The organism is Endozoicomonas sp. SESOKO3, assembly GCF_024606255.1.
This window is the reverse complement of sequence record NZ_JAHHPR010000190.1, coordinates 1-5511: the sequence shown is the minus strand read 5'-3', so window position 1 is coordinate 5511 and position 5511 is coordinate 1. Positions and strand designations below refer to the sequence as shown.

Annotated in this window: 1 protein-coding gene; it reads left to right on the top strand. The window is 47.6% G+C overall.

What is annotated here, in order from left to right:
* Positions 1-113: 113 nt before the first annotated feature.
* Positions 114-5511, top strand: a 5398-nt coding sequence (locus KDK18_RS03295; protein ID WP_257253196.1) for a hypothetical protein, incomplete at its 3' end; no start/stop codon positions are given.

The window sequence follows — 5511 nt, the reverse complement described above, 5'->3', positions numbered from 1 at the left end:
GTCATTCTCCCATGCAGAAAGTATTCCTTACTCTTACACTCTGGGTGCCCTCTACGAATCCCGCGCCGAGCACTTTTTACGGTAATAAAAGTACTCAGTTCTGAGGTAGTAGTATGACACACGCTTGCCCCAATGCATTGCGCCTTGCCGTGGCCGTTGCCATCAGTTCTTCCATCCTTGGTACACAGGCACTGACCGAACGCAGGCTACAGACAAAATCTATCGATATTCAGGGCAATGGACACGCGGAGTTTACCCACAGTGAGGTCATAGTTAAGCCAACTTTAGGTCACAACCAGCAACCAATACCCAAATCCATTACCACCACCTACCCCGATCAGACTCAAACCAGAGCTGGCTATGAGATTCCTTCTGAAGGCTTCACAAATGTTCTTTCTGGCATCAGTGGTGGTGTTTCCAGTATTGATCTGTTTGAAACGGACAAAGATGGCGTTGCTCAGAAATACACCAAAGTCCTGAAGGCAGGTAATGAGGGGATCTTCAAGATTACCCATAATCTTGCCGAAGAAGTACTGGTCATTGAAGTCAGAAACGGAATGACCAGTCAGGATTCAATTAAGGCTGTTCGAAGTCAATCGGGTGACATCCAACCACTGGAACCGACAACGAAAATCGCCAGCCCCAATCATTTGGTCGGGGTGCTGAAAGGAGCCAATGAAAGAGCAGGTAGCCTTGGCGAAGTTGATCACTATGTTGCCCTTGCCACCATCGAAGTTGACAAAATTGAAGTGAACAGTCGCACCTTTATGCGCCTTGTCGCTGCAGACGATGAGCCTCCTGATTTGCAGAGTCTGGATCAAGCACTCTTTGTTAATGATGAGCCACTTTTGGCAGCAGCGACCTCTGCCTATACCCAGGTTCATACTCTGAGAGAGGGTTTACAACAGAAAGCTCTGGACGATCTTTTGTACTACCATAAACCCGTCGGCTATGTTGTAAACGTTGGGGATGAGTGGCGGGCTTGCCCTGTGCCTGAAGGTTATCCAAAGCTGGAAGTGACTGAAGCTCCGGGAGAGATTATTGTTTTCCATGGTCAGAAGCAGAATCCGACAGATGTCGCTTTTGTGGAAAAAATCTTTGACGTCTGGAAAAGGGTTGATGCTAATACCCCCGCTCCTGGAGTATCAACACAAGTTAAAAAAGACAAGATCAAAAGCTACCAATACGTCATTCGAAGCAGGCAGATGGAACTGCTCGAGGGGTTAGCTGCGCGGCACGATGTTGGTGTTTTCGAAGATCATGATGCGGCGCTTATGCTGGCATACTATGAAATTCTCCAGCAGGCATTGACCGCTGCTACTCCTGATCATGCAGATGAATTTTATTTCTCAGTAGAACACGTCAAATTCGCCTCGTCTTTCATTACGCCACCCTCGATACATAATCAACTTGCAAAACACTTCAGCTTCAAACCCGCACTTAGAGATTTTCTGACTAACCCGCATTTTGTTCGGAATTTTCTCAATATTTTACCCTTTGCCGCCGAATTACAGACCGATAATTTTTACAACGCGAAACCGTTTGCAGACAAAATCATGGCCGACATGGCCAGAGAGATGATTGAGAATCAAATCAAGCTGGAAGAGCAGCGGGCAGCAGAAGGCGAACTCATCAAGCTTAGAAACCAGTTAAGGATCACAACGGAGAAAGTTACTGCCAGTGAAATGCTAACAAAGGAAACACTCCTGCTCTATCGGCAATCTGAGGATGCGCGAGCACGGCTTTCTGTCTATGTGGAAGAGCTGGTGAAAGAAGTTAACATACTGGATGTTCAACAAAAAAGCCTGCGCAACGAAATACTTTCAATGAGAGCTCCAGACGACGAATTTCATAAAGATCAGCTTCAGAAAAACCAGGCACTGGAAGAACGCATCGCACAGTTTGAAGAACGCATCGCACATTTAGAAGAACGCATCGCACAATTTGAAGTAATGCGACACAACAGATTCCATCGTCTTGCAGATTTGAAACCGAAAGTGGATGACATTACAACACCAGACCTCCAGGAAGCCATGCCTAAAGTCCTCAAGACGCTGAGTGCCGTAGAAAAAGCTCTGGAGATTCATTACCTTGATGAAAACGACGATCTGTATCTCCGTCGTCAGGGCATTGCTGAAGACATGCAGGAATACATCAGAGACGCCAGACAGCGGGCAGAGGAAGAGGCCCGGTACATACTGGAAGTCGTAGCAGAAATGCTCAACATCAACGTCAGTGAAGAGGATGACAAAACATCAAAACTCACCAGGATTTTCAGCGTACTTAACAGCTATGATCTCTCAGATAAAATACTGGGTGAAACGCTGGATGAGATTGATAGCATCCTCTGGAGATATGAAAGCAAAATTCTGCACGCGAAGGATTTCCAGCTGCTCACCCTTCTTGCGCACCTTCACTATAAACTCCAGGACCCTGGCCCGAACACGCAAGCCAGAGACCAACAGACTGATCTGCTGGAAGCCATAGAAAAAATACTCAACATAAAATTCAATAAAGAGGACGACAATGCAGTAAAACTTGCCCGGGTTCATACAATACTTGACGGCGATGATGTCTCAGGACACTTGCTGGATCAGATAGATCAAACCCTCCGGAAAGAAGACGGCGCAGCTCTGAACGAGAGGGATCTCAAACTCAACAAGCTTCGTGCGATTCTTCACTATAAAGTCAAAGATTCGTGCCTGGACATGCAAGTCAAAAAACAACAGGCAAGTCTGCTTGGAGCTTTAGAGAGAGAGCTGAACATCTACCCTCATAGAAACGCTGCTGCTGAAGGAAGAGGCAAGGCTACCACTGTCAAACTGGCCAAAGTTCTGAATGTGGCATTTGAGCAGGATGACGACCTGGCTGAACAAAAGGGTGCCCTGAGCACTAAAATTCAGGAATTATTCGAAAAATCAGACGCACTCTATGATGACGAAGCTGCCCGAAGAGTCTGGAACAATGAAATGGCTCATCAACTCAACATTGAGGACTACAAAGAGGATGCCACTATTGAAGACCAGAACAGTCTGGTTGAAAAAAAACTCCAACAGTTGAATAAAGAAGTTTTCAATGCGGGTCAGCCTGACGTTAATGAGCGCCTTACTGCCATTGAGAAAGAGCTTGACAGGCAAATAGCCCGACTGGGCCCCAAGCCCCGATACGTTCTTGATCGTGAGGTGGCCACTGCCAGACGAGCATTGGAAGAAGCTGAAAGTAATCTGAGAGATGTTCATCGCGAACTGAAGACGCTGCGTGGCAAGCACATTGTATTTGCCGGGAAACTTTCTGACCTGGACTATATCCCCGATAAAGACGATGTAGCTCTCAATCAGCTAATGAAAAAACTTCAGACCGACCTGGGTCTGACTGCAGGTGACGAACAAACATCTGAAGAGCGAGTAGAAGACATCAGACATTTCCTGCAGGAATACAGTGCAGAAAAACGAGATGAGATCACTGAGAAACTGAGAGCCAAACATGATCTGAATCTCCTGATCAAAGAAGGTGACCTCAGTACACTGCAAAATACTGATTACATTTTCTCCGTTACAGCCCATAAAAATAATCATGATCCGGACGAAACCGGTATCCTCGAGGAAGCATTGAATGAACTGCCTTTAGCCAAAAAAAACTACGCTCAGGTCACGAAATTCCTGCGCGATCGTGACAGAAAATGTATGGACTTGACCAGTAGATGGTTTGAAAAGAGGGATGCACAGGAGAATCTGGATCGTAAAAAACAGGAGAATATCGATTTTGGAGATTCCGATGAGAAGGCTAAATCCGTACATAAGAACGAAATGGCTAAGCTGGATTGGATCCTGAAGCAGAAAAATGAAGCTATATCAAAAGCAGAAGACGATCTTGCAGATTATGATGAAGCGTTTCTTGATGCCACTGAAGAAGCCGTGGATCTTAAACCAGATACTTCTGACACCTTTGGACAACGGATGGATGCCCTGAGAAACAAACAGTTAGAACTGGGCGGAAAAGATGGTAATGGTGGCAAGATCCGGCAACTGATGAAACAGGCCCGTCTGGAAGAGGAGATTGAAATCAGGAAAGCAGACATCAGGAGAAGGAAGGAAGTCCTGAATGCCGCAGAGACAGCTGTCGAAAGTGATCGTGGCCCCTTCCAGTACACACTGAAACAGGCAAAAATTCGAGCCGCTATGGACGCCTTCATGCAGCAGCACTCACTCAAACAACAAGCTCTGGAAGCTGCAATAGGTCTGGCAGAATTAGCAGCAGAAAGCGGTAAGACAACACCGTTCCTTAAGACACCATTCCTTACAACTTGCGATTTTGACGATGAATTTGCACCGATTCGCTTGCAGGCAATGGTCGGAGACAAGCTGACGTTTAAACAGGCCAGTCGGATTGTGGAAGTTTTCAAGAGCCTGAAGGCAACGTTCCCGGAATACCCCTCCGAGCCTGAAGAGGAGCAACCTCGTAATGCCCTGGAAGAAGTCCGGATTCTAACGTACAGGGCCAGGAATGAGTTGAAAACCGGGGCTCAACAATACGACAACGAAATTTATGGCATGGGCAAAAGAGCCATCCACTTCGTCGAGCATGAACCAGAGAACCTGAAAAGTTTCTCTGAATACTTCGCTACCCATTCTGCCAGTGGTGACAGAATCATAGCTCTTGTGCGTGACGGTCTGATCAGCAAGATTGAACTTGAAAGCTACATGAAGGCCGTCAGAGGTGTCGACGGTTATCAGACAGTGGACGAATTTGAACACTTCCTTGGCTACAAGCACGGCGTCAATCTGCCTGACTTCAGGAAAGTTGTCCAGATGCTGTCCGACAAGGGTGCTGAGGAATTCATGCAAAGTGCCTTTGCCCCTACCATAACCGCCACTGGGCCGACAGGTATGAAAGAGTCTGTTGCCGGCATGAAAGAGTACGCCGCTGCGGTCATCGCCAACTACGTGCTTGACGATATTGCCTTTGAAAACGGCCACAGGACGGCAGCATTCCTGGCCAATGTTCAGGACACCCTGACACCTTACGCCAGTGCTGTTGGCGTGTCCGAATCAGACCTGATCCATGCTATCCATGACACATTGATGCAGGCTCATGCCGCAGCGGTTAAGCACCAGTTCAATGATTACTGGGTCAAACCTTCAGCTTCTCTGGTACAGGCGGTCACCTGGTACTACTCCAACTACAGACCTCTACTGGTGACCCATTCCGTCCTGGAGGCAGCCAGACTGTCTCTCTCAAACATGGCGTTCCTCTATCTTCTGGATCTGACCAACCGGGGCGATTACACACACAGGATGCTCTCACCTTTCCGGCGCTGGCTGGAACGCTTTGGTATTGACCTTGACCGAACCGGCCAATATGCCTGCCACAGTGGCATTGAAAAAATCTCTGAAGCAGGCGGGCTGGCCATGCCATTGGGCAAGGCCGCTTCTTCGGTCATTCTATTGAAAACCGGCTCTCTGCTGTTTGCCAGACAGTACAACGCCAACCCCCGGATGTATCGCAGCATTT